The organism is Sphingomonas sp. URHD0057, assembly GCF_000620665.1.
Lineage (GTDB): Bacteria > Pseudomonadota > Alphaproteobacteria > Sphingomonadales > Sphingomonadaceae > Sphingomicrobium.
The window spans coordinates 143,225-164,991 of record NZ_KK211162.1 but is presented as its reverse complement, the minus strand read 5'-3'; the positions used below and the strand labels follow the sequence as shown (position 1 = coordinate 164,991).

Genomic DNA, 21,767 nt, shown 5'->3' with positions numbered 1-21,767 from the left:
AAACCCCTGGTGACCCCGACAGGATTCGAACCTGTGGCCCTCAGATTAGGAATCTGATGCTCTATCCTGCTGAGCTACGGGGTCCCGCGCCGTCGAATAAGGGTTCGCGCGCGCCCGATCAATTGACTTGGCTGGGCGGAACCACCGGGAGCGGCAGCGGCGCGACCGGCACGCCGTCTTCCGCGAGCGACTTTGCCTGAGCAATCGTCGCATTGCCGTGAACCTGCTCGGGCTCGGCTTCCCCGGCATGGATCGCCCGCGCGGTGTTCACGAACTGATCGCCGACCCAGCGCGAATTCTTGAGCAACTCCGCCTGGGCAGCGGCCAGTCTGGCGAGCGGGTCGCTCGCTCCCTTGCGCGGAAGGCGGGGGGCCATCGGCGCCTTGGCCACTTTGATCGAGCCGCAGAAGGGGCATTCGATCAGGCCACCTGCACTCTGCTCGTCAAAGTCGGAGCTCGAGCGGAACCACACCTCGAATGTCTCGCCGCCGTCACTGCACTGGAGGTCGAAGACGATCATACCGTCACGGCTTCGGGTATCGGCCGTCGGTGGTTGAGCGCCGGTATCCGCGAACGCACATCGGAGATCCGCGCCAAGTCTATGTCCGCGAACCCGACACCTTCCTCATCGCCCATGTCGAGCAGCACCTCGCCCCACGGATCGACCACCAGCGAATGACCGAACGTCTGGCGGCCGTCTTCGTGACGCCCGACCTGCGCCGCGGCGACGACGAACAGGCCCGCTTCGATGGCGCGGGCGCGGAGCAGGACGTGCCAATGCGCGCGTCCGGTGGGAACGGTGAAGGCGGCCGGCACGGCGATCACGTCCGCGCCGGCTTCGGCGAGCCGCGCGAACAACGTCGGGAACCGCAGGTCGTAGCAGATCGTCAGCCCGAGCTTGCCAACCGGCGTGCCATTAACGACGGCGACATCCCGGCCCGCCGAATAAGTCGACGATTCGCGCCAGCTCTCGCCCGTCGGCAGGTCCACGTCGAACAGATGGATCTTGTCGTAGCGAGCCCGGATCTTGCCTTCGCGATCGATGAGGAAGGCGCGGTTGGCGACCTTTCCATCGTCAAGCAGCACCGCAAGGGAGCCAAGATAAACCCAGATGCCATGTCCTTTCGCGGCCTCGCGCGAGGCCGCGAGAACGGCATCCTCGTCCTCGCTCCGAAGGTTCAGGCGTGCGCGTTGGGTGTCACGATCGAGCAGCCCGGACATTTCCGGCGTGAACAGTATTTCGGCGCCACCGTCCGCCGCCTGGCCGATCGCGGCGACCAGCGCCCGGACATTGGCTTGCGGAATGATCCCTGTCCGCGACTGGAAAAGAGCGATCCTGGTCATCGCTTCAGGCCGCGATCAATGCGTCGAGCTTGCCGGCCCGGTCGAGCGCCAGAAGGTCGTCGCAACCGCCGACGTGACGCTCGCCGATGAAGATTTGCGGGACGGTCATCTGTCCATTGGCACGCTGGATCATGACCTGCTTTTCCGGTCCGCCGAAATCGACCACGATCTCTTTGTATGCGACACCTTTGACCTTGAGCAGGTGCTTGGCGCGCCAGCAATAAGGGCAGGTGGTCTTGGTATAGATTTCGACAGCCGGCACGATCACTCCTCTCGCCGATCAACTTAGGCATGCACATCAACGTATCAACTGCGTCGGGCGCACCACCCGCGCCCAGCTGATCAATTCGACGCGGGCCGCGCCCGCGCGCCGCAGGGTCCGGGCGCAGGCCTCCGCGGTGCTGCCGGTGGTTAGCACATCGTCCACGAGGATCACGGTCTTGCCGGCGACTGTGGCCTTGTCCCGAACCGCGAACGCGCCGGCAACCGTCTTGCGCCGCTGCAGCGGGCTCATTCCTTTGAGCGGCGGGGTGCGCCTGATCCTCCTAAGCACGAACGGATCCGTCGCGATCGCCAGGCGGCGGGAGAGTTCGCGGGCAACCAGCGCCGATTGGTTGAAACCGCGACCCCACAGCCGCGTTCGATGCAGCGGCACCGGCACCAGCAGCGCATTCTCCGACGGTGCTACCAAGGGCGCCATATAGCGGGCCATGGTCCGCGCGATCGCCACCTTGCGCCCATATTTGAGGCGGATCGCCAGGCTTCGCGCTAGCTCTCCATAAGCGACAGCGGCGCGCGTGCGGGCGATGCGAGGTGGTTTCGCGAGACAGGCTGCGCACGTCCGGATGTCCGTCGCCTGAAGCGGTGTCCCGCAGCTTTCGCATCCGGCCTCGCCAAGAAAGTCGACCTGCCGCCAGCATTCCGGGCAGAAGCTGTGGGTTTCGGCGACGATCGCGCCGCACCCCGCGCAGCGGGGCGGAAGCGCGAAATCCAGCGCCCAGCGCATTGACGTGCCAACCGCGACGGCGATCATGTCACCCTTGTCGCCCGGCATCGCCCAACGCACAAGCGGGTGCGTGACGGCCCTGTTCGACATCGACCTCCGCGCGCAACGCCGGGACCGTGCGTCGCGGATCGGTCCCGAGCTGTTTCTCGCCGAGCATGTGTTCGCCGACTGCCTGGACCGGCTGACTCTGGTTCCGCGCCGCTTCGGCAATGCCTTGCTGATCGGCTGTCCGGACCAAGGTTGGCCGGCCCGCTTGCCCGCGGATCGGGTTGATATCCGCGATCCCGGCCCGCTGTTCGCGGAGCGTGCCGGTGGCGAGCTGATCACCGAAGACGACTGGAGTCCCAACGGCAGCACCTATGACCTGGTCGTGTCGATCGGGACGCTCGACACCGTCAACGACTTGCCTCGAGCCCTACGCCTACTCTTCGAGTCGATGACCAACGACGCTCTGTTGATTGGCGCGGTGTCCGGCGGCGATACGCTTCCGCGATTGCGTGGCGCCATGCGCGCGGCAGACGCGGCCGCCGGTCCGGCCCTGCCCCATGTCCACCCGCGCATCGAAGCATCAGCCTTGGCGCCGCTGCTCTCGCGCGCGGGCTTCGTCATGCCTGTCGTGGACGTCGATCGCGTCGAAGTCCGCTACCCGGACCTTGGGCGCCTAGTGAACGACCTCCGCGCCATGGGGGCAACCAACGTCCTCACCGAACGTTCCCGGCGCTTCCTGTCGGGCTCGGCCTATCGCGCCGCTTGCCAGGCCTTCGTCGAGAAGGCCACGGATGGACGCACCACGGAAGTCTTCGAAATCCTTCATTTCGTTGCTTGGAAAGGCAGCGAAGGGTGAAGCGCCGTTAACTCTATCCGCTGGAAGAGTTGTTAACCGAACCCGACTTACAACCGCCGTGTGGACGTGGACCAGAGGAGGGTGGCGTGGACGCTATCCGAGGATTTATGCGCATGCTTCGCGCAGACCAGCGCGGGGCGACGGCGATTGAATACGGCTTGCTAGCGGCACTCATTTCGGTCGCCTGCCTCGGCGCTATGCAAGCGCTGGGCGGCGGCGTCGGCGGCAAATGGGGCCAGCTTCTGGCGACCATGAACGCTTATATGTGAGCTGCGGCGCCTAGCCGCGCCGAGGGCCGTACACGACGAGCTTCACCTTTTGTCCCGGCGCCACCGTGGCGTTCGGGCCCAATCCGTTGAGCACAAGAAAACGATCGAGCTTGTAGTCGCGGTACGCCATTCGGCTCGCGAGCGACTGGACCGTGTCTCCGGGTCCCACGGTCACGACATGGATCACCCGAGGGCGAATCGCGGCGGCTTCCTCCGGAGTCACCTTCCGCAACGAGTTGATCATCTGCGCAAACGGCCCGACGCCTGACCCTCCCGGAGTCAGCATTACGAAATGGTAGATGCGCTGCGCATCCCACTGATAGGCGACGACGCTGACGTCGATCGGGCCCGAACCGGCGTTGACGCGTGCCGAAGTCAGCGCGGCCGACATGCCGTTGATCGTCACGCGCTGCGGCGGCGGGATCGGAACCTGGTTCTGCCCGCCCATCAAAGACTGGAACACACGAAGAATGTAATTTTCAAGCGTGCCGGAGAAGCGGCCGCCGCTGAACTGCGCCTTGCCCGCCGAACCCGAAATGGTGACCGCCGTCGCGCCGTTGGACATGAGATAGCCCGGCGGGACGCTGAACTGGATGCGCAGATCGGGGTGGGTGAAGGTCGGACCGTCGATCACGCCTTGCGCGGGATCGTCGTCCACGAACAATCCCTCGATCTCGTTGAGGAATGTCTCGCGATTGCGGATGCCGGTGCCGAGCTTGCCCGTTGCCCGCGCTTCGGCGAGCGCGCGCTGCATGCGGTTTTCGCTTAGCGGGTGGGTCCGCGCCCATTCGGGAGTTTGGCGATTGGTCTTGCCCTGAAGCCGCGCTTCGAGCGCGGTCTCGAGACTGAGCGCGGAAAGCAATCGCGCGGCCCCCGCGGGATCGTAGCCGGAGGCGATCAGATAGCGCAGGCCGAGCGTGTCGGCCTGATATTCCTGGTCGCGCGAGAAGCTCAACGCATCCAGTCTGGAGCGCGAAGAGAGTACGTTGCTTAATCCCGGACCAAGGATCCTGCCAAAAATCTGACCGAACACGCCCAACGGATTGCGCCGCGCATAAGCTTCGCGAATGTGGGCATGATTGGCGGCCACGTGCCCGACCTCGTGCCCCAGCGCGAAAGCGAGCTGGGACTCATCGTCCATCAACGTCATCAGCTGGCGGGTGACATAGACGTAGCCGCCCGGGACCGAGAAGGCATTCTCGACCGGCGAATTGAGCAAGGTGAAGTGGAGCGCCTGGCCGGGATTGGCGACACCGGAAACGCGCCCGACCCGGCGTCCGACGGATTCGACGTAAGCGGCGCGCGGCCCGGTCTCGGCGCCGCCCAGTTCCTGCACCATCACGGCGTGCGTCCGCTGCGCTTCGGCGACGTCCTGCGGATTGAGATAGCGCTCCGCGCGCTGGGCGAGCGCGGGCGTGACGGCGAGCGCTGCCGCCGCAACCAACAGGACGCCTTTACGCATGGATTACATCTCCCGTTTTGGCGGATGGACCTAAGCGCGACGATTTTGAACGGAAAATGACTGGCCGAGTTCCGGGGCCGTCAGCCGATGGCAAGGAACTTCGCTCGGCGCTGCTTGCGCAGCTCGTCCGGACCCAAAGCCGCGCAGCCATCGAGCTCCTCGAGGATCGCGCCCTTCAAGGCCCCGATCGCCGCTTCGGGGTCGCGGTGAGCGCCGCCAAGCGGCTCATCGACAATGCGGTCGACGACACCGAGCCCGTGCAGGTCGGCGGCGGTGATCTTCATTGCTTCGGCGGCCTCGGACGCCTTGTCGGCCGTCCGCCACAAAATCGACGCGCACCCTTCCGGGGAAATCACCGAATAGACAGCATGCTCGAACATCATCACGCGGTTGGCGGCGGCGATTGCGATCGCTCCGCCCGACCCGCCCTCCCCGACAATCACCGCGATCAGCGGGACCTTGAGCGCCAGGCATTCCTCGGTCGCGCGCGCGATCGCCTCGGCTTGGCCGCGCTCTTCGGCTTCCACGCCCGGAAACGCCCCCGGGGTATCGACCAAGGTCACCACCGGCAGCCCGAACCGGTCGGCCAGCCGCATCAGGCGGATCGCCTTGCGGTACCCCTCGGGCTTGGCCATGCCGAAATTGTGCTTGAGGCGGGTCGCTGTGTCGTCGCCCTTTTCATGGCCGATCAGCATCACCCCCCGGCCATCGATCCGCGCCAGGCCACCGATGATCGCCGGGTCGTCGGCGAACGAGCGATCGCCGGCGAGCGGAACGAAGTCGTCGACGATGCCGGCGAGATAGTCCTTGAAATGCGGCCGCTCGGGATGCCTTGCGACCTGGGCCTTCTGCCACGGCGTCAGCTTGGCATAGGTATCGCGCAGAAGCTTGGACGACTTGGCTTCCAGCCGTCCAACCTCGGCTTCGATGTCGATATCGTCCGAGCGGTTCGCGGTCTCGCGCAGCTCGGCGACGCGCGCTTCGAGCTCGGCGATTGGCTTCTCGAAATCGAGATAGGTCAGCATGTCGAGCGGGCGGGTAGGACGAAGCTGCCCAGGCCGTCAACGAGTACGGTCGGTGAGCGGATGGCGGGCGTTGACCAGCTCAACCAGCCGCGCGCTGTCGACGTGGGTGTAGATTTGGGTGGTCGCGATATCAGCATGCCCAAGCAGCGACTGGAGAACCCTGAGGTCGGCGCCGCCTGACAAAAGATGGGTTGCAAAGGCATGGCGGAGAACGTGCGGGCTGACCCGGTCCGGCGCGATCCCGGCGTCGGCCGCCATCTGGCGAACGATCTGGAATAGTCGAACCCGGCTGAGATGCTTCTTGCCGCTGGGGAAGAGCCATGGCCCATCCGGGACCAGCTCGAGCCATGCCTTGACCGCCATTTCGGCGCGCGAGGAGATCGGCACGAGGCGCTCCTTCTCGCCCTTGCCGCGGACCATGAGGAACGGTTGACCCTGACGAATGGCACCCCGCGGCAGGCCGACCAACTCGCTCGCCCTCAACCCGGAGCCATAGAGGAGTTCGAGCAGCGCGAGGTTCCTGAGCGCCAACCCGTCGCCGCTCGCAGCCCGGTCTTCGGCGGCCTCGAACATTCGCGCGATCTCGCCTTCGTCGAGGATTCGCGGCAGCGGCCGTTCGAGCCGGGGGCGCGGAAGTGCCGCGGACGGATCATCGCCACGCAGTCCGTCATCGACGAGGAAGCCGAAGAAGCGCCGCAAGGCGGCAGCGCGGCGCGCGACGGTTGCCGGAGAAAGCTCCGCCCACCGCGACCCCAGCCGCGCCAAATCATCGGTCGATGCAATGGAGAATGGAACCTGCAATGCCTCGGCGGTGCGCTCGAGATCGTTTTGGTATGCTGCCAGCGTATGTCGCGATGCGCCCGCTTCGGCCGCCATCATGTCGAGGAACCGATCGACCAGCGCTCGGTTATCCGTGGTCACGTCCGTGACAGGGCCTCGGCCGCGATCATCCGCGCGCTGAAATCCTGACTGGTCCGCTCGAGCCCGGCGATAGCATGATACAAATGCGCCGGCGGCAGGCGATCGAAGCTGGCCGTCTGGAAACCCGTGCCCATCAGGATGAGGACTGTTCCGGCCTGGCCCCGGCCCGCGGCGGCATCGATGATCCGTGTCCAGCTGGTAACTCGTCCGAGGCCCAGGCCATAGCGGCGATTGAGCGAATTGGCGGTATCGGTGCTGATCCGATTGAGGCCGGCGAGCCCGGCGACGAGCAGCGCGCTGCGTACTTTATCCTTGCTTTGGTCGCGGCCGATGAAGCTGGTGATTCGGCCCGAGCTGATTTCGGCCCGGCTCACATCGGTGGCTGCGAGCGCCAGCATCGCCCAGCAACGGTCGGCATTCGCGTCGTTCATGCTGCGTACGACGGGGACCCACCGCGCGGCCGCTCGATCGTAGCCCGCGGCAAGCATCGCCGAGATCAATTCCGGCGCATCGTCCTGGAGGTCCTTGCTCGGCGCGATCAGGGATGCGGCGCGCGCCACGACCGCTCGCATCGCTTCCTTCTGGAGCGGATCCTTGCCCGTCCCGAGAAGGCGCTTGATCGCCGCCACGCGGGCGGCCTGGTCCTTCCCGGCGAAGGCCTGCCGCAGCTGCCACGCATCGGTACCCGGCAAGTCGTCGGGATCGGTCGAATCATAAACCGCCGAATAAAGGTCGACCAGCGACTGGGATGAGAAGACCCCGAGCCCGCCGGCGATCAGCGCCGAATCCAGCCTCTGCTGCGGCGACAGCAGCGGTGCCCGCGCCTGGAATGCGCGAAGCTGGGGCGACGCGCCCTGGAGAAGGCGGGCGGGCACCGCGATCCCCGTCGCCGTGGCAAGCCCGAAGCGCCACGCCGTAAGCCGGTCGACCGGGTCCCACTCGATCGTCACCGCGCGGCCGGTGTCGGTCCCGGCGCCGACGACCTTTTCGGCAAGCGTCAGGTCGATCCCGCCGATCCGGCCATGACGCCGGGCGTCATCGATCATTGCGGAGGCGGTCTCCGGCTCTCCGGCCAGCGACGAGCACATCGCCTGAACGAGCGCGCGGACGCTTGGCTCGTACTTCCGGATGCCGTCTTCGAGCGGGCAAAGGGCGGGCGGATCCGCCGTGGCAAGCGCCGACTGGACCCCGACCTGCACCATCTTGGGGGTGAAGCGATCGGCATCGACGCCGGCAACCAGCATCCGCGCGGCGTCGGCTTCGCCCATGCGCAGCAGCAGCCAGGCGCGCTCGGCGACCCAATCGACCGGGTTGACCCTCTGGGGCGCGCGGGTCTTGGCGAGAAGCCCGTCCCTTAGTGCGATGTGCGCCCAACGCGAGGCGATGGGCGTGTCCATGCGCCGAAGCAGCGTTGACAGGAAGGCACCGCTAGCCGCGCCCCACGGAGCGTCGTTGAGACCGGCATCGGTCGGGTTGAGCGCCCCGACCGTCCACGGATCGCGCCGCGCCCAGCCCGGATATTCGACGGCGGGCTTCGGCTCCCCCTGGCTTTGGCTGGTGATTTCCTGAATCGCGCCTTCGTCAGCGGCGCCGCTTGCCCCCGGCTGGCTCGTTGCCGGCGTGCCGGTCGAGGGTTGCGTCAGCGGCGGCGTCGCCGGCTGCGGTTGCGCTTGCGTCGCGGGCTGGACCGCCTGTTGCGCAAGCGCCGGCAGCGCGAGCGCGAGCGCGGTCGATGCGATCAGGACTGGCTTAATGCGCATTGCCGCTTGCAGGACCCGGTTGCGGCACCGACACCTCGATCGTCTTGGTCGGCCGTTCCTTGGGAAGCGTGGACAGGAAGACCAAGGCGCCGATGATCAGCACGACAACAATAATCAGCACAACCAATCGCGACATTATGTTCCGTTTCTGACTGGATCGCGGGCGCTTTTGCCGAGCGCGGAAGCCGCTGTATAGCCCCCTAAGCGATGGATTTGGTGAAGCGTCTCGACCGGCCGGTGGTTCTTGTCGGCCTGATGGGTGTCGGAAAGTCGACCGTGGGCCGGCGGCTGGCCAAACGGCTCGGCTTGCCCTTCATCGACAGCGATTCGGAGATCGAGGAGACCGTCGGCCTTCCCTGGGGCGAGCTGTTCGAGCGCTATGGCGAGGAAGATTATCGCGACGGCGAGCGGCGCCTCGTCGCGCGGCTCGTCGACGGCCAGGTGCGCGTGATCGCCACGGGCGGCGGCGTATTCGTCGACCCGAGGACGCGCTCGCTGCTCAACGAGCGGACGATCACGGTCTGGCTAGACGCGCCGGTCGACGTCCTGGCCGAACGGACGGGCCGTCGCGACACCCGTCCCATGCTCAAGGATGGCGATCGCAAGGGCACGCTCGAGCGGCTCGCCCAAAGCGAGCGGCAAGCTTATGCCGAAGCTCACATCCACGTGAAGAGCGGCAACGGCGCCCACCGGGAAGTCGTCGAGGATATCGTTCGGGCGATCGAAGACCATCTCGCCCGCGTCGATTCTAACCTGCCGGCCCCACCGCCGCCTCGTCCGGCAGAGGAGCCTCGGTAAAGGACGTTTCCTGGCCGGCGTGAAGGTCACCGGTCGAACTCTGGCGTTCGAGCCGGTCGCAATCGCGCATGCGATACTCGCGCTCCACCCGCTCGACTTCGCCGCGGTCGATCCCGCTGGCCTTGAGCGCCGCGCGGCCCATGACCACCGCGCTCTCGAACAGTTCGCGCTGCGCAAAGGCAAGGTCGAGCCCGTCGAGTTCGATCAAATGCCGCCGATCGAAGGCGCGCACCATGATTGCCGCCTGAGGGAAGGCTTCGAGGACCGCCTTGAGCGCGCTCCGCGACATTTCGCCGCCTTCATTGTCATTGCAGAAGGCGATCACCCGCGCCGTGTCCGCTCCGGCAACGCGCAGCAGGTCGAGCCGCAGGCCGTCGCCATAATAGACCTTGGTGCCGAATTCCTCGGCCGTCTCGATCATGCTGGGCTTCTTGTCGATCAGCGTGACGCCGATGCTCTTGGCCATCAGCATCTGCGCGACGGTCTGCCCGAACCGGCCATAGCCGACCACGATCGCGCTGGTCTCGGGCGACTCTTCCGGGCCGTCGAGATCGTCGCGATGGCGGACTTCGCGCCGTTCCAGGAAATCGATGAACCGCATCAGGAACGGCGTCGCCGCCATCGACAGGGTGACCACGGCCCCAAATAGGGAGGCGGCCTCGGGCGTGATCAACAACGCCGTCGCGGCCATGGCGAACAGGACAAAGCCGAACTCGCCAGCCTGACTGAGCAACAGCCCGAGCCGAATGCTCAGGGCCCAGTTGCAGCCGAACACGCGAGTGAGCAGCGTGATCAGCGTCGTCTTGATGACGATAAGCCCGGCGGCGATGCCGACAACGCGGAGCGGGTTGGCTGCAATTACGCTAAGGTTGAGCAGCATCCCGACGGACAGGAAAAAGAGACCGAGCAGGATCGAGCGAAACGGCTCGACATCGGTCTCCAGCTCATGCCGATAGGGCGATTCGGCGAGCACCACGCCGGCGACGAACGCGCCCAGCGCCACCGAGAGATGAAGCGTGTGCATCACCGCCGCTGCGCCAACCACGGTGAACAGTCCCGCGACGACGAACAACTCCCGCTCGCCGAACCGGCCGATCAGCCGGAACAGCGGGTTCATGACCAGCCGACCGACCAGCACCAGGCCGATCACCGCCAGCACCGTGAACAGCACCAACAATCCGCCGCTCGGCGCGCCGGGATCCGGGGGCACCCGGGCCATGGCGGCAATGATCGTGATCAGCGGGATGATCGACAGGTCCTGGAACAGCAGGATCGAGAAGGCCCGTTCGCCCTGCGGCGTGTTCAGCTCATTGTCGGAGCGCAGCATCGGCAGCACCTGCGCGGTCGACGACAGTGCCAGCGGCAGGCCGATCGCCAGCGCCGCCTCCGGAGAAACGCCGAGCACAACCCAGATGAACAAACTGAGCGCCGCGCCGCACAGCACGACCTGGGCCAGGCCCATTCCGAAGATGTCCTTGCGCAGCCGCCACAGCCGGCTCGGCTGGAGCTCGAGCCCGACAATGAACAGCAGCAGCGCGATGCCGATGTCGGTGACGCTGGTCAGTTGCTCGGGATCATGGATGAGCCCGAGGACCTGCGGCCCGATCAGGGCGCCGGCGACAATGTAACCAAGGGTTGCGCCGAGCTTAAGCCGCCGGAACAAAGTGACGAACACCAGCGCGGCCCCGAGCATGATCGCGCCGCTTTCGAGGATCGCGGTGGTCGCCTGCGCCGTCTCCGCGGGCGTCGTCAACTCGCCGCCTCGATAGCGGCGAGCAGGGCCCGGAAAGGAAGGAGGATCGCGCCGTGGCGAGCCTTTCGCGTGCGCGCCGGCTCGAGGGCCACCAGGCCGGGCCAATCCGCTTCGTCGGCGTGCTCGTCGGATAGCCAGCGGCTAAGTGCGAGCATCGCTTCCGCCACGTCATTATGGGTGCGGCCCCGCGCATGGCGCTCGACCAGCGCGGCGGTCGCCTGCCCGAACGCGCAAGCGCGGACCGTTTGCGACATTGCCTCGATCCGCCGATCCTCGTCCAGCTGGACGACCAGCGTGATGCGGCTGCCGCAGGTCGGTGAACGAAGCTCTGCCTTGCCGTCCTGACGCGGAAGTTCGCGCGGCTCGTTGAGCGATGCCGCCAGCCGCAAGATTTCCGTCGTGTAGACCGGCCTCTTCATTCCCGCCGCCACGTAGTGCCGTTCGGCCCATCCTCCAAGACGATGCCTTCGGCCTTCAGCTCATCGCGGATCCGGTCGGCGGCCGCGAAATCGCGCGAGGCCTTCGCCTCAGTTCGTTCTGCGATGCGGGCTTCGATCGCCCCTTCATCTGCGTCGCCGCCCTTGAACCATTGATCGACCGAGCCTTGCAGCAGGCCAAGCAGAGCCGCGCTCGCCTTGATTGCGGCGGGATCGTCGAGCGCCATCAATCGGGCCAGCGCGAGCGGTGTGTTGAGGTCGTCGGACAATGCCTCGACGACGCCGCTATCAACCGGTCCGGCGTCGGCATCGCCCGCCACTCGATAGAGCCGGTCGAGGTTTGTCTTAGCCTGGGCAATCAAGTCCTCGGTCCAGCTCAGCGGCTGCCGGTAATGCGCGGAGAGAAGCGCCAGGCGCAGGGTTTCGCCCTTGTGGCCCCGAGCGAGCAGCTCATTCGGGGTAATGATGTTGCCGAGCGACTTGGACATCTTCTCCGAGCCCATGTCGACGAAGCCGTTGTGGACCCAGAAACGCGCGAGCGGCAGACCGCCGTGGGCGCAGCGGCTCTGTGCGATCTCGTTCTCGTGATGCGGGAAGATGAGGTCGAGCCCGCCGCCGTGGATGTCGATCGTCTCGCCCAGATGCCGCTCGATCATCGCCGAGCATTCGACGTGCCAACCCGGGCGGCCGTGGCCCCATGGTGAATCCCAGCCGATCACGCCCTCGCCGCTCGGCTTCCACAGCACGAAGTCGGCTGGGTCGCGCTTGTACGGTGCGACCTCGACCCGCGCGCCGGCGAGCATCGCCTCGCGGTCGCGCTTGCTTAGGACCCCATAATCTGGATCGCTCGGCACTGAAAACAGCACATGGCCCTCGGCCTCATAGGCGTTGCCATGCGCGATCAGCCGCTCGATCATCGCGATCATCCCGGCGATTTCCTGCGTCGCGTGCGGAGCGATATCGGGCGGCGCAACGCCAAGCGTGCCCATGTCCTCGAGATAGAAGCGCTCGTAGCGCTCGGTGATTACCGAGGGCTCGACCCACTCCGCTTCAGCCGACGCAATGATCTTGTCGTCGACGTCGGTGACGTTGCGGGCATAGACCAGGCTCTTCTCGCCAAACTCGTGGCGGATCAGTCGCGCCAGCGTGTCGAACACCACCGCCGGCCGGGCATTGCCGATATGCGCGCGGCCGTAGACCGTCGGTCCGCAAACATACATGGTGATGCGCTCGGGATCGGCCGGGCGGAACTCGCGCTTCTCGCGGGTCATGGTATCGTGAAGGCGGATCATTCCTCGCCGACCTTTTTGGGGTGCAGCCGCCGCGCCTCGACCCAGTCGACGATCGCGCGGCCACTGGCGTTCAGCAGCGGATAGGTCCGCGAATGGCTCATCCATGCCGGCCGCTCGGCCTCGGGCCCATAGACCATATCCGTGGCGAGATTGGCGAGCAGGAAGAACAAAGTCGCCCCAAGCAGGCCCTTGAGCGCGCCGAATCCCCCGCCGAGCACGCGATCGAACGGGCCGAGCACGGCGTGCCGCCGCGTTCGGCCACCGATCGAGCGGGCGAGCAGTTTCACCAGCAGGAAGCTCGGCACGAACAGAAGCGCGAAGGCGATCACCGCCGCGGCGGCCGAACCCCAGCCGAACGCGCTGATCAGCCCCGTCCACAGCTGGGTGTGGAACAGCTTGAGCATGGCGATCGCGACAATCCAGGCGAGCAGCGAGATGACTTCATGCACGAACCCGCGCACGAACCCCACGGCGGCGCTGCCGAACAGGAGCAGGAACACGAAGACGTCGAGCGCGGTCACCCGGCTCGGCTAGCGAAGTCTGATGCCCTTTGCGAGAGCGCTTGGATTAGAGGTCGACGGTCAGGTACGCCGAAGCCGAGCGCGCGGCGACCGGGAAGTAGGCGCCGGGTCCGCCGACGACGAAGCCGCGCTCGTTGAACAGATTTACGACCTGGAAGCGCGCGGTCGCCCGCACCTTGCCGACGGCGAACCGATAGCGCGTGCCGAGGTCGAGCTGGGCGCGCCCGGGCAGCTCAACCGCATTGTCCGTGGTCGCGGGCGTCCGACCACGATGCGACAGCGCCGCATCCAAGGACAGGCCCCGAACCAGCGTCGCGGCGTCCCAATTCGCATCGAGGCTGAAAATATGGCTGGGAATGCCGACCGGGCGCGCGCCGATTGCGCCGGATGCGCTCGGATCGGCTTCGACCCGGGGCGACAGCAGGACCCCGCCGGCGACGAGGGCAAGCTGGTCGCTAACATTGCCGGACAGCGAGAATTCCGCGCCGCGGCTGCGCGTCGTCCCGATCTGCACATAGTGGCTCGACTGGTCGAAGCCGAAATAGGGCCGGCTGAGATCGAACACGCCCGCGACGGCCCTGAGGTGCGGGGCGAGGTCGACGCGAACGCCGCCATCGATCTGGCGGGTGAGGATCGCCGGCAACGCGTCGCTGCGGTTCACGGCATTGGCCGGGGGCGACCCATTCTCCTCGAACCCGCGCGCATAGCCGCCGTAAACGGCGACGCCGCGCAGCGGCAGCAGCGTCACGGTTCCATTGTAAAGCAGCGGCGACGCGCGGGACGTTAGATCCACGTCGGGAGTGTCGGTATCCTTGCGGTAGGCCGTTTTCGAGATGCTGAAGCTAAGCTCGCCGACACTTTTCCAGCGGCCGTCATAGGCGACGCCATAGATCCATTGCCTGACATGATCGCGCGACTGCTCGCCGAACGCGAACTGCGGCCGCGGGCTATCGATATCCTCGAACATCGACCCAACGCCGACGTCGATCTCGTCCTCGCCGCCATATTCGCGGCGAACCTCGCGACCGCGCAGGCTGACATGCAGCGTGTGCAGCCGCGGCCCTTCGCTGACGGTGCGGGTCAGGCGAGCCTCGCCACTGATGCCGCGGTTGTTCGACGGCTGATCGGCGAACATGATCCGATGCGTCAGTCCATCGGGCTGGAGGTCTGCGAACAGATAGGTGAAGCCGTTGCGCAGGTGCCGGATCGAGCGGAACACGCCCGCGCGCAGCAACCAATTGTCTGACAGCGCGACCGAGGTCAGCAGTCCCGAATTGAAGTGCGTGCGGTTGATGCCGTCCCACCAGGGTCCGGTGAAGTGTCCGGCGCGGGGTTGTGGAGGGAGAAACTCGCCGGCCGGGATGTAAACTGGCGAACTGTTGTTATCGTAGTCGGTAAACGCGCTCCAGAACGGCACGATCTCGACGCCCCGGGCTGGACGCCAGCGGCCGACCATAGCTTGCGTGTGCTCGTGATTCCGAGTCCCATCGGCGAAGTGATAGCGGGCGATGTTCAAACCCACTCCGATCGACAGTGTCGAAGCCACGGGCAGCGACGCATCGAGTTCGGCGCCCAGCGTACCATAGCTGTCGCCGTTCACGATCACCGAAGCGCCAGGTGAGTCGGCTGGCCGACGCAAGCTTATGTCGACGATCCCGCTTGGGGCAGCGAAGGGGTACCCCTGCGCGGAAAGCCCGACTTTTATCGATTGGGATTCAATTAGCAGTCCGGGCAAGCCAACGACGGGAGCAAAATAGAGACCATCGATGCGCAGGTTTCCCGCTGCGGTCGGCGAAAAGCCCCGCGCATCGTCGGCGTCGTAAATGCCGAGGCTCTCGCGGCCCACGCTGTAGCCGAAGGCATCCTCGGCCTGCGTAACGGCATTCTCGTCCGCGCGGCTTTGGGCGAGCGCGGCGCCGGGAGCAAAAGCGAGCGAGACCGCCAGGGCGGCCGCCGATGCTGGGGACATGCGGACCATTGCGCCAAAGCTGCTTCGAGCGGCGCGGGCGCGGAACCGCTTTGGGGCAAAGTGGCGGAAGCGTTCGACTGAGGGGCGAAGGGGCGAGTCTCAGTCGCCGAGGTCCCGCTCCATGAACACGAGCCAGTCTCTCAGCTCCGGCGACATGTCGTAATAAGGCTCCGCATCGCGAAAGCCGAGCTTGCGATAGAGCGTCTGCGCCTCGACTTGCTTTGGCCCTGTGTCGAGCAACATCTTCGAATGGCCCAGCCGCTTCCCGCGCTCGATGATCGCGCGCGCCAGGGCCTGTCCCGCCCCGGTGCCGTGCGCAGCGGGATCGACAAACAGTCGCTTCATCTCGCAACGCCGGTCGTCCAACGGCTTCAACGCGACGCAGCCGACGACCTTGCCGTCGATCTCGGCGACGAGCAGAGCGCCCGTCGGCGGCGCATAATAGCCGGGCAGGTTGCCGAGCTCCGCCTCGTACGTCGCATCATCGAAATAGCTGTCGATCAGCGCCCGGTCGGAGGCGTGGCGGTCATAATGCCATCGAATGAAAGCGCGCATCAGCTCCGCGACGGCCGGATAGTCCGGCGGCTGGGCATCGCGGACGATCATGATCGCTGCCTTCCGAGAGTCCCTCAAGCCCTTGCGCCTAGCGCCCCAGGATTTGATCCACCAGCCCGCGCAGATTGCCGAATTCCGCCAATCGCAGCCCTTCGCCACCTTTGACGCCTTTCGGCACCCAACCGGTTTCGAAGCCGAGCTTGGCCGATTCCTTTAACCGCAATCCCGCGTGCGCAACCGGTCGAATCTCGCCCGACAACGCAATCTCTCCCAGCACGACTGCTTCCGACGGCACCGGCCGCTCGGACATCGCCGAAACCAGAGCGGCCGCAACCGCGAGGTCCGCCGCGGGGTCGCTCAGGCGGTAACCGCCGGCGACGTTCAGATACACTTCCGCGGTCGCGAAACTCATCCCGCAGCGCGCTTCCAGCACCGCAAGAATCATCGCCAGCCGGCCACTGTCCCAGCCAACGGCTGCACGCCTTGGCGTTGCGCCGGACGCCAGCCGCACGGTCAGCGCCTGAATTTCGACCAGCACGGGCCGCGAACCCTCCATCGCCGGGAACACGCTGGTGCCGCTGACCGGCTCGCCGCGGTGGGTCAGGAACAGCGCCGACGGGTTGGGCACCTCGGTCAGCCCTTCGGTCTCCATCGCGAATACGCCGATCTCGTCGGTGCCGCCGAAGCGATTCTTCATCGCGCGGAGGATGCGGTACTGGTGGCTGCGCTCGCCCTCGAAGCTCAGCACGGTGTCGACCATATGCTCGAGCACGCGCGGGCCGGCGATGGTGCCGTCCTTAGTGACATGGCCGACGAGCACCACTGCGGTGCCGCGCTCCTTGGCGAATCGCACCAGCTCCTGCGCCGAGGCGCGGACCTGGCTGACCGTGCCGGGCGCGCCCTCGATCAGGTCGGAGTGCATGGTCTGGATCGAATCGATGACCAGCAGCGCAGGCGGGTCATCGGTGACCGTGGTCAGGATGTCGCGCACCGAGGTCGCCGCCGCGAGCCGCACCGGCGCTGCGCCGAGGCCGAGCCGCACCGCGCGCAACCGCACCTGCTCGGCCGATTCCTCGCCTGAGACATAGACGACGTCGCGCCCGGCCGCCGCCAGCCGCGCCGCGACCTGGAGCAAAAGCGTCGACTTACCGATCCCCGGATCACCGCCGACGAGCAGCGCCGAGCCCGCAACGATGCCGCCGCCGATCGCACGGTCGAACTCGGCGATCCCCGACGGTAGACGGTCGGGCAGCGCCGCTGGAGTCTCGAGTCCGACCAGCTGGATCCGGCGCCCGCCGCCTTGGAGGTTGTGCTTGGCGGCGAAGATGCTCGACACCTCGGCCGATTCCTGCACCAGCGAGTTCCATTCGGCGCAATCGGCGCACTGCCCCTGCCACCGGTGCGACACCGACCCGCAGGCCTGGCAGACGTAACGCGGTTTGACCTTCGCCATCGCTGCAGCTTACCGGAACAAACAGCGAACGTGAAGCGCTAAAACACCGCCTCGGCCTTGCCGCCCATCATCTGCTGCCGGACGAGCGGGATTGGCGGGCCGCCGTAGCTCAGGAACTGGTCGTGGAATGCCTTCCACGCTTTCTGTCCGCCGCGGGTCGCCGCCCAGTCGTCGCGGAGCTTGCGGATCATCAGCTTGCCCATCGTGTAATTGAGATAGGCGGGGTCATAGGTGCCGCGTGCCGCCTGCTGCTTCGCGTTGCCTTCGTCCTGGTAGCATTGGTTGCGGAACAAATCGAAGCTCTGCGCCTGCGTCATCGACCCGGTGTGCATGCCGATCGCCGAGAGGAAGCGACAATCCCGGAGCAGCGCATTGGAGAGCTGGCCGATCAGCGCCTCGTCATCGCCCGCGCGAAGCCCGGAGACCCGCATCATCTCCTCGGCGTAATGCGCCCATCCTTCGGCGAACGCGTAGCCGACGAACACCCGTCCGAACAGGAACTTCGAGCGGTTGGCGTGAAGGAAATTCAGGAAGTGGCCCGGCCACACCTCGTGCACCGAAGTGTAGAGCAGGTCGGCTTCGCCGGGGATGAACGCATCCTGCATCGCCTTCGACCAGGTCGGGTCCGGCGGAGCGATGTAATAGACCGACGGCAGGCCCTTCTCATACGGCCCAGGGATGTTGATGTAGGCGGCGTTTTGCCGTTGGTAGGCCGGCGCTTCCTCGACCTTGGCCTGCTCGTTGCCCGGGATCGTCACGATGTCGTGGTCGATGATGAACTGCTTCAAGCCGGCGAGCTGCGCCCTGGCGCCGGCAACCGGTCCGCCGGCCGGCTTTTTCGCGTTCATCTTGTCCATGCAGGCAGGGATCGCCTGGCCGGGGGCATAGCGTGAGCATGCCTCGCCGAGCAGCTTCTGGTTGGCGGCAAGGTCGGCGCGGCCGATCTGCTCAAGCTCCTCGACCGGGGTCGTCACCATCTCGGTATCGGCGAGCATGCGCTGGAACTTGGCCTTGCCGAGCGGGAAATTGGGTTTGGACGAGGCGCGCTGGCTTTCGACCCAGGCGGCAGTCTCCTGCATCGCTTTGCCGGCATCGTCGGTCGCGGTTTTCAGCGCCTGCTGGTCCTCCGGCGTCCCGACGCCCTGCCACGCCGCCATGCCGTCACCCGGATAATATTCGGCGAAGCCGCCGAACGCGCTCTTCCCATAGTCGACGAAACTCGTCGCCATCGGCGTCTGGATGTTGGCGCGCATTTGCGCCGCCGCGCGCGGCACGTTCTGGAGGAACTTTATGTACGACTTCAGCCGCTGTTCTTTGGGCGCATAGGGCACCGTCACATAGACCGAAGGGTCGAGGTAGCCGAGATAAGACGCCGGGTTGTGATGGAGCCGATCGGCACCGGCCGGGTCGAGCCAGAACAGCTGCCCCTGGGCGACGGCGACCAGGTAATCGCGCTCGTAACGCTGCTCGGCGGTGAGGTTGTCGAAGGCTTCGGCATCCGAAATGGCTTTCTTCAGGCGATCGACCTCGGCCGCGATGGCGGGGCCGGACAGGTCGGCGATCTGCCCGTCGAACTCATGGCGACCCTGCGTCACGGCGAAGCCTGGATCCGCGCGAAATCTCGCCTCGATGAACGCGTTGACGAAGGACGGCCAGTCATTCGTCTGCGCGGCGCCCGCGGCGTTTCCGCCCTCGGGAGTGTTCGAGACGCGACACCCGGTCGCAAGCAATGCCAAAGCGATAGCCGATGCCGTCAGGAATTGGCGCATTGGTTCCTCTCCTCCGCGAAGCGCCGTGCGGTAGAATGCTGCCCCCACCACAGCAAGAACGCTTTCGGCAGACGGCGATGATTTCGCTTGTTAAGGCCCGCCCATGACCGGCGCCTCGCTTGCCCCGATCGGGGTGCTCCTCCTCGTCGCCTGCCTGATTGCGATGCTGACCCGCAAGATCGGACTGCCGTACATCGTCGGTCTGGTCGTCGCGGGGTTCGCGATCGCCTTGCTGCCCAATGCTCCCCAGCTGCCGCTGTCGCGTGCATTGATCTTCAATGTCCTGCTTCCACCTTTGGTGTTCGAGGCCGCGCTGCAGCTCGAATGGAAGCGATTCAGGGACGAGCTGCCGCTGACCCTGACGCTTGCCTTTGCCGGGGTCGCGATCGCTGCCGCGGTCGTCGCGGCAGGAATGCATTACGCCGTCGGCTGGAGCTGGATCGGCGCCGCACTGTTCGGCGTGCTGATCGCGGCCACCGACCCGGTTTCGGTGATCGCCGCCTTCCGCGAGATGAACTGCGCCCCACGGGTGTCGATGGTGGTCGAATCCGAAAGCCTCCTGAACGACGGCGTCGCCGCGGTCGGGTTCGCGGTCCTCTCGGCGATTGCGGCCGGCGCGTCGGCGAGCGCGGCCAGCGTCGTTCCCGAGTTCCTGTGGACGCTCGGCGGCGGGGTCGCCATCGGCCTCGCCGTCAGCGGCGTCATCCTGCTTATTGTCGGGCGCACCAACGATCCGCTGGTCGAGATCACGCTGACCACGATCGCGGCCTATGGCTCGTTCCTGCTCGCCGAGGATCTGCATGCCTCAGGCATCATCAGCGCGCTCGCCGCCGGCCTGGTGGTCGGCAATCTCGGCTGGGGCGCCGCCTTGTCCGAAGAAGGCAAGACCCGCGTTCTTCACGCCTGGGAATATTTTGCTTTCCTCGCCAACAGCCTGATCTTCATCCTGATCGGCCTGAACACCGCCAGCCTGCCGCTCCTGCAGTTAGGCGCGGTCGGCGCGATCGCCATTGTCTTGGTGCTCCTCGGACGGGCGATCTCGATCTATCCGCTCGCCGCTTTGTTCAGCGCAACGCGGTGGAAACTTCCGGCCAGCTATCAGCACACGTTGTTCTGGGGCGGCCTCAGGGGGGCGCTCGCGCTGGCCCTGGCGCTGGCCGTGCCGCCGAGCGTTCCCGAGCGGACCGCGATCATCGTCGTCGCCTTCGTCGTCGTCGGCTTTTCGATCCTCGTCCAGGGGCTGACGATGCCGTGGCTCATCAAGCGCCTATCGCTCACCGCCGTTGAAGCGCCCGAAGCGCGCCGCTAGGCGCGGTCGGGTGAGCTTTCTCCCCGAACCGCTGCGCATCCGTGATTTCCGGTACTTCTGGCTAGCTCGCCTGACCGCAACCATCGGCCAGATGGCGATGGTCATCGTCATCGGCTGGCAGGTCTACGACATCGCCCGCGAGACCATGGGGCTCAAGGAGGCCGCGCTGCGGCTCGGCATCATCGGCGTCGTCCAGTTCGTTCCGCTATTCCTGCTGACGTTGATCACCGGCTGGACCGCGGACCGGGTGGACCGACGATGGATCGCGCGAGCCTCCGTCGCGCTCGAGCTCGGTTGCGCCCTCGCACTTGCAGCCTTCGCCTGGGCCGGCACGACGACACTTGAGGTGCTTTACGTCGTCGCCGCCTTGCTCGGAGTCGCGCGCGCCTTCGCCGGCCCCGCGCTCAGCGCGCTCGCGCCGAACCTGGTGCCGCGCGAGATCCTGCCGCGCGCCATCGCGCTATCGTCGATCGCGTGGCAGACCGGAGCGATCCTCGGTCCGGCCCTCGGCGGCTATCTCTACGCCGCCGCGCCGTACGCGCCCTATGCGGCCAGCGCGCTTCTCTTCGCCGTCTCGCTTGGCGGGCTGGTTGCAATCCAACGCGTCGAGCGCCCAACCATTGCCAGAGGCCCGAGCCCGTGGGCGCAGATGGTCGAAGGGCTGCACTACGTCCGCCACAACAAGCTGGTGCTCGGCGCCATCAGCCTCGACTTGTTCGCGGTGCTGTTGGGGGGAGCCACCGCCATGCTTCCGGTGTTCGCCCGCGACGTGCTTCACGCCGGACCGGAAGGCCTTGGCCACCTCCGCGCCGCGCCCGCCGTCGGCGCAACTCTGACGGCAGTCTTCTTCTCGGTCCGGCCGTTGAAACACAATGTGGGGCTCAAGATGCTCGGCGCGGTCGGCATATTCGGCGCCGCGACCATCGTCTTCGGTTTCTCCCGCTGGATGCCGCTGTCGCTCAGTTGCCTAGCGCTGCTCGGCGCCGCCGACATGTTCTCCGTTTATGTCCGCCAATCCTTGATCCAGCTCTACACACCCGACGCCATGCGCGGTCGCGTCGGCGCAGTTTCGTCTCTCTTCATCTCCGCCTCGAACGAGCTCGGGGAGGCCGAATCGGGCTTCCTCGGTGCGCTCATAGGTCCAGTAACCGCAGTGATCGCGGGCGGCTTCGGCGCGGTCGCCGTCGTATTCCTCTGGGCTTGGTGGTTCCCCCAACTACGACTTGCAAAAACCTTCGATCCACCCGATTTGGCCACCGCCCCCCTGGAGGAGACTTAAG

Annotated in this window: 22 protein-coding genes and 1 tRNA gene; 5 read left to right on the top strand and 18 right to left on the bottom strand. The window is 66.2% G+C overall.

From position 1 onward, the window contains the following. Window positions 1–7: 7 nt before the first annotated feature. The 5 genes from N539_RS0109435 to N539_RS0109415 form a co-directional block, all read right to left on the bottom strand. Window positions 8–84: transfer RNA gene (locus N539_RS0109435), tRNA-Arg, on the bottom strand. 34 nt (window positions 85–118) lie between these two features. Further along, window positions 119–520: a DUF1178 family protein gene (locus tag N539_RS0109430; protein ID WP_028970061.1), complete on the bottom strand. Its 402-nt coding sequence runs from the start codon at window positions 518–520 to the stop codon at window positions 119–121. Continuing rightward, window positions 517–1,344: a carbon-nitrogen hydrolase family protein gene (locus N539_RS0109425; protein ID WP_028970060.1), complete on the bottom strand. Its 828-nt coding sequence runs from the start codon at window positions 1,342–1,344 to the stop codon at window positions 517–519. The genes N539_RS0109430 and N539_RS0109425 overlap by 4 nt, the downstream gene beginning before the upstream one ends. A 4-nt stretch (window positions 1,345–1,348) precedes the next feature. Next, window positions 1,349–1,606 (bottom strand): glutaredoxin 3, encoded by a 258-nt coding sequence (grxC, locus tag N539_RS0109420; RefSeq protein ID WP_028970059.1) that lies wholly within the window; start codon window positions 1,604–1,606, stop codon window positions 1,349–1,351. A 36-nt stretch (window positions 1,607–1,642) separates the two neighbouring features. After that, on the bottom strand, window positions 1,643–2,377 hold the full coding sequence (locus N539_RS0109415; RefSeq protein WP_028970058.1) for a ComF family protein: 735 nt from the start codon (window positions 2,375–2,377) through the stop codon (window positions 1,643–1,645). On the opposite strand from N539_RS0109415, the gene N539_RS16395 reads away from it, so the two are divergent. Both N539_RS16395 and N539_RS18205 read left to right on the top strand, forming a co-directional pair. After that, complete coding sequence (locus N539_RS16395; RefSeq protein WP_443027624.1) at window positions 2,376–3,194, top strand: methyltransferase domain-containing protein; 819 nt, start codon at window positions 2,376–2,378, stop codon at window positions 3,192–3,194. The genes N539_RS0109415 and N539_RS16395 overlap by 2 nt on opposite strands. Window positions 3,195–3,301: 107 nt before the next feature. Continuing rightward, complete coding sequence (locus N539_RS18205) at window positions 3,302–3,463, top strand: Flp family type IVb pilin (RefSeq protein ID WP_081774301.1); 162 nt, start codon at window positions 3,302–3,304, stop codon at window positions 3,461–3,463. Window positions 3,464–3,473: 10 nt separating this feature from the next. On the opposite strand, the gene N539_RS0109400 is transcribed toward N539_RS18205, so the two are convergent. From N539_RS0109400 to N539_RS18520, 5 genes are all read right to left on the bottom strand, one after another. Next, on the bottom strand, window positions 3,474–4,925 hold the full coding sequence (locus tag N539_RS0109400) for a M48 family metalloprotease (RefSeq protein ID WP_028970057.1): 1,452 nt from the start codon (window positions 4,923–4,925) through the stop codon (window positions 3,474–3,476). 80 nt (window positions 4,926–5,005) lie between these two features. Beyond that, on the bottom strand, window positions 5,006–5,950 hold the full coding sequence (locus N539_RS0109395; protein WP_028970056.1) for an acetyl-CoA carboxylase carboxyltransferase subunit alpha: 945 nt from the start codon (window positions 5,948–5,950) through the stop codon (window positions 5,006–5,008). A 36-nt stretch (window positions 5,951–5,986) separates the two neighbouring features. Next, complete coding sequence (locus N539_RS0109390; protein ID WP_051531849.1) at window positions 5,987–6,829, bottom strand: tyrosine-type recombinase/integrase; 843 nt, start codon at window positions 6,827–6,829, stop codon at window positions 5,987–5,989. A 38-nt stretch (window positions 6,830–6,867) separates the two neighbouring features. Beyond that, a complete protein-coding gene (locus N539_RS0109385) occupies window positions 6,868–8,631 on the bottom strand; it encodes a hypothetical protein (RefSeq protein WP_028970054.1) in 1,764 nt (587 codons plus the stop codon). Beyond that, window positions 8,621–8,767, bottom strand: a complete 147-nt coding sequence (locus N539_RS18520) for a hypothetical protein (protein WP_156029860.1) — start codon at window positions 8,765–8,767, stop codon at window positions 8,621–8,623. Before N539_RS18520 ends, N539_RS0109385 begins: the two co-directional genes overlap by 11 nt. Before the next feature lie 71 nt (window positions 8,768–8,838). Here N539_RS18520 and N539_RS16390 point away from each other — a divergent pair, with 71 nt between their 5' ends. Continuing rightward, window positions 8,839–9,429: a shikimate kinase gene (locus tag N539_RS16390; protein ID WP_051531696.1), complete on the top strand. Its 591-nt coding sequence runs from the start codon at window positions 8,839–8,841 to the stop codon at window positions 9,427–9,429. Here N539_RS16390 and N539_RS16385 read toward each other — a convergent pair. The 8 genes from N539_RS16385 to N539_RS0109335 all read right to left on the bottom strand — a co-directional run bounded on the left by N539_RS16385 (window position 9,380) and on the right by N539_RS0109335 (window position 19,178). Further along, on the bottom strand, window positions 9,380–11,122 hold the full coding sequence (locus N539_RS16385; RefSeq protein ID WP_051531848.1) for a monovalent cation:proton antiporter-2 (CPA2) family protein: 1,743 nt from the start codon (window positions 11,120–11,122) through the stop codon (window positions 9,380–9,382). The genes N539_RS16390 and N539_RS16385 overlap by 50 nt on opposite strands. 56 nt (window positions 11,123–11,178) lie before the next feature. Continuing rightward, window positions 11,179–11,601 carry an iron-sulfur cluster assembly scaffold protein gene (locus tag N539_RS0109365; protein WP_028970053.1) on the bottom strand — a complete coding sequence of 141 codons (423 nt, stop codon included), beginning with the start codon at window positions 11,599–11,601 and terminating at the stop codon, window positions 11,179–11,181. Continuing rightward, the gene (gene cysS / locus N539_RS0109360) at window positions 11,598–12,911 is read right to left on the bottom strand and encodes a cysteine--tRNA ligase (protein ID WP_028970052.1); all 1,314 of its coding nucleotides are present in this window, start codon (window positions 12,909–12,911) and stop codon (window positions 11,598–11,600) included. Before cysS ends, N539_RS0109365 begins: the two co-directional genes overlap by 4 nt. Further along, entirely contained in the window at window positions 12,908–13,432 is a 525-nt protein-coding gene (locus N539_RS0109355; protein WP_028970051.1) for a CvpA family protein, read from the bottom strand. The genes cysS and N539_RS0109355 overlap by 4 nt, the downstream gene beginning before the upstream one ends. 46 nt (window positions 13,433–13,478) lie before the next feature. Beyond that, entirely contained in the window at window positions 13,479–15,410 is a 1,932-nt protein-coding gene (locus tag N539_RS16380; RefSeq protein ID WP_051531695.1) for a TonB-dependent receptor domain-containing protein, read from the bottom strand. A 90-nt stretch (window positions 15,411–15,500) separates the two neighbouring features. Then, entirely contained in the window at window positions 15,501–16,034 is a 534-nt protein-coding gene (locus N539_RS0109345) for a GNAT family N-acetyltransferase (protein ID WP_156029859.1), read from the bottom strand. Between the two features lie 10 nt (window positions 16,035–16,044). Further along, a complete protein-coding gene (gene radA, locus N539_RS0109340) occupies window positions 16,045–17,409 on the bottom strand; it encodes a DNA repair protein RadA (RefSeq protein WP_028970049.1) in 1,365 nt (454 codons plus the stop codon). A 38-nt stretch (window positions 17,410–17,447) separates the two neighbouring features. Then, the gene (locus N539_RS0109335; RefSeq protein ID WP_028970048.1) at window positions 17,448–19,178 is read right to left on the bottom strand and encodes a DUF885 domain-containing protein; all 1,731 of its coding nucleotides are present in this window, start codon (window positions 19,176–19,178) and stop codon (window positions 17,448–17,450) included. A gap of 103 nt (window positions 19,179–19,281) precedes the next feature. Between N539_RS0109335 and N539_RS0109330 the strand changes: the two genes are divergently transcribed. Both N539_RS0109330 and N539_RS0109325 read left to right on the top strand, forming a co-directional pair. After that, complete coding sequence (locus N539_RS0109330; protein WP_028970047.1) at window positions 19,282–20,487, top strand: cation:proton antiporter; 1,206 nt, start codon at window positions 19,282–19,284, stop codon at window positions 20,485–20,487. Window positions 20,488–20,497: 10 nt separating this feature from the next. Then, window positions 20,498–21,766 (top strand): MFS transporter, encoded by a 1,269-nt coding sequence (locus tag N539_RS0109325; RefSeq protein ID WP_028970046.1) that lies wholly within the window; start codon window positions 20,498–20,500, stop codon window positions 21,764–21,766. Window position 21,767: the final 1 nt, after the last annotated feature.

Excerpts from the sequence above, each read along its gene's own strand:
- N539_RS0109430 (WP_028970061.1), bottom strand. The coding sequence starts at position 520 with ATGATCGTCTTCGACCTCCAGTGCAGTGACGGCGGCGAGACATTCGAG.
- N539_RS0109425 (WP_028970060.1), bottom strand. The coding sequence starts at position 1,344 with ATGACCAGGATCGCTCTTTTCCAGTCGCGGACAGGGATCATTCCGCAA.
- N539_RS16395 (WP_443027624.1), top strand. The coding sequence starts at position 2,376 with ATGTCACCCTTGTCGCCCGGCATCGCCCAACGCACAAGCGGGTGCGTG.
- N539_RS0109415 (WP_028970058.1), bottom strand. The coding sequence starts at position 2,377 with ATGATCGCCGTCGCGGTTGGCACGTCAATGCGCTGGGCGCTGGATTTC.
- N539_RS18205 (WP_081774301.1), top strand. The coding sequence starts at position 3,302 with ATGCGCATGCTTCGCGCAGACCAGCGCGGGGCGACGGCGATTGAATAC.
- N539_RS0109400 (WP_028970057.1), bottom strand. The coding sequence starts at position 4,925 with ATGCGTAAAGGCGTCCTGTTGGTTGCGGCGGCAGCGCTCGCCGTCACG.
- N539_RS0109395 (WP_028970056.1), bottom strand. The coding sequence starts at position 5,950 with ATGCTGACCTATCTCGATTTCGAGAAGCCAATCGCCGAGCTCGAAGCG.
- N539_RS0109390 (WP_051531849.1), bottom strand. The coding sequence starts at position 6,829 with ATGATGGCGGCCGAAGCGGGCGCATCGCGACATACGCTGGCAGCATAC.
- N539_RS0109385 (WP_028970054.1), bottom strand. The coding sequence starts at position 8,631 with ATGCGCATTAAGCCAGTCCTGATCGCATCGACCGCGCTCGCGCTCGCG.
- N539_RS18520 (WP_156029860.1), bottom strand. The coding sequence starts at position 8,767 with ATGTCGCGATTGGTTGTGCTGATTATTGTTGTCGTGCTGATCATCGGC.
- N539_RS16390 (WP_051531696.1), top strand. The coding sequence starts at position 8,839 with ATGGATTTGGTGAAGCGTCTCGACCGGCCGGTGGTTCTTGTCGGCCTG.
- N539_RS16385 (WP_051531848.1), bottom strand. The coding sequence starts at position 11,122 with ATGCTCGGGGCCGCGCTGGTGTTCGTCACTTTGTTCCGGCGGCTTAAG.
- N539_RS0109365 (WP_028970053.1), bottom strand. The coding sequence starts at position 11,601 with ATGAAGAGGCCGGTCTACACGACGGAAATCTTGCGGCTGGCGGCATCG.
- cysS (WP_028970052.1), bottom strand. The coding sequence starts at position 12,911 with ATGATCCGCCTTCACGATACCATGACCCGCGAGAAGCGCGAGTTCCGC.
- N539_RS16380 (WP_051531695.1), bottom strand. The coding sequence starts at position 15,410 with ATGGTCCGCATGTCCCCAGCATCGGCGGCCGCCCTGGCGGTCTCGCTC.
- radA (WP_028970049.1), bottom strand. The coding sequence starts at position 17,409 with ATGGCGAAGGTCAAACCGCGTTACGTCTGCCAGGCCTGCGGGTCGGTG.
- N539_RS0109335 (WP_028970048.1), bottom strand. The coding sequence starts at position 19,178 with ATGCGCCAATTCCTGACGGCATCGGCTATCGCTTTGGCATTGCTTGCG.
- N539_RS0109330 (WP_028970047.1), top strand. The coding sequence starts at position 19,282 with ATGACCGGCGCCTCGCTTGCCCCGATCGGGGTGCTCCTCCTCGTCGCC.